Raw genomic sequence first — 1,101 nt, 5'->3', positions numbered from 1 at the left:
AACGTTTAGCTATGGTCTAGTACGGATTTTAATGCAATTTCGTGTCAGTTTACTCATGAGCCAAGCGTTTGTTTTGACACCAAATTTAACAAAATAATTGACACCGTCAAGACAACGTCTTGGCGGCGATACCAAACAGAAGAGAGGCTCAAATACCGCACGAAACCCGTATTAGCTATAGCTGTTGTTAGCCCTTGTTGTTCTTTATTCAGCTCCGTTTTGTTTTATTTTCATAATAATCCATTCTCCATTCTTTTTATACACTTCTGCAATCCAAAAAGTATATTGTATCCTATAACTTACATATGCATAATTTCTTTTCTGCGTGAATTGTATTACGCTAATTTCTGGATGTGTTTCTAAATGCCAGTAGCCGCCCCAATGTCCATATTTTATTTTTGCAAGCTTATAAATGAAATTAAATCTTTTCTCCGTTTCTTGTCTTGGTAATGCTGGATTCATTAAATTTCCTTCTCCAACTGGATAGTCCTGAAAATCAAGAAATCGATTAATTGCGGAATCAATCTCAGGTGTTAAGTAAAAATATTTTTTATTGTTTTTGAATTTTAGCTTTGGTTTAAAATTCCATATCGCAGGCATACTATCATACCATATTTCTCTTTTTACACCATCCTCTAAAAAATATTTAACTTTCGATTGAATTATATAGTAATCCGTATTTTTATAATGCTTCGGATTAAATATAGAGTCACTTAAAAAGTCAAGCTTATTTGGTTTATAGACTAAGTGAAATATATTATAAATATCCTTTTCTATTTGAGATTTGATTAAACTTGTGTCAATTGGTTTCTGTTTTTCGCAAAATCCCAAGAATAAGTCTTCTAATGCTTTAAAGTTTGTGTCTGAATATGCTTTTAACAATTCGTTTTCGATACTGTCAATTAGCTTATAATCAATCTCTGGCTTTTCATTAGGTGGTAAAATTTCCTTTTGTTTGCATGAGAACAAAACGATAAAAATTATAAATATGACATATTGTAAATTTTTCATAGCTAAATATTAGTTTTCACAATATTGAGTCAATTTATTAGGAATTCCATATTTAAAAATGATTGGTGTCACTCTCCCCCAATAAGGGCT

Annotated in this window: 1 protein-coding gene; it reads right to left on the bottom strand. The window is 30.9% G+C overall.

Annotated features, from left to right (window positions below):
* Positions 1-204: 204 nt before the first annotated feature.
* Positions 205-1,011 (bottom strand): hypothetical protein, encoded by an 807-nt coding sequence (locus A8L32_RS23255; RefSeq protein WP_066633807.1) that lies wholly within the window; start codon positions 1,009-1,011, stop codon positions 205-207.
* Positions 1,012-1,101: the final 90 nt, after the last annotated feature.

The organism is Labilibacter marinus, assembly GCF_001659685.2.
Lineage (GTDB): Bacteria > Bacteroidota > Bacteroidia > Bacteroidales > Marinilabiliaceae > Saccharicrinis > Saccharicrinis marinus.
Note: the sequence above shows the minus strand (reverse complement) of the source record. Positions and strands in the feature narration are given on the sequence as shown.

Bases quoted from the DNA above. Each gene is read 5' to 3' on its own strand.
- A8L32_RS23255 (WP_066633807.1), bottom strand. From the start codon at position 1,011: ATGAAAAATTTACAATATGTCATATTTATAATTTTTATCGTTTTGTTC.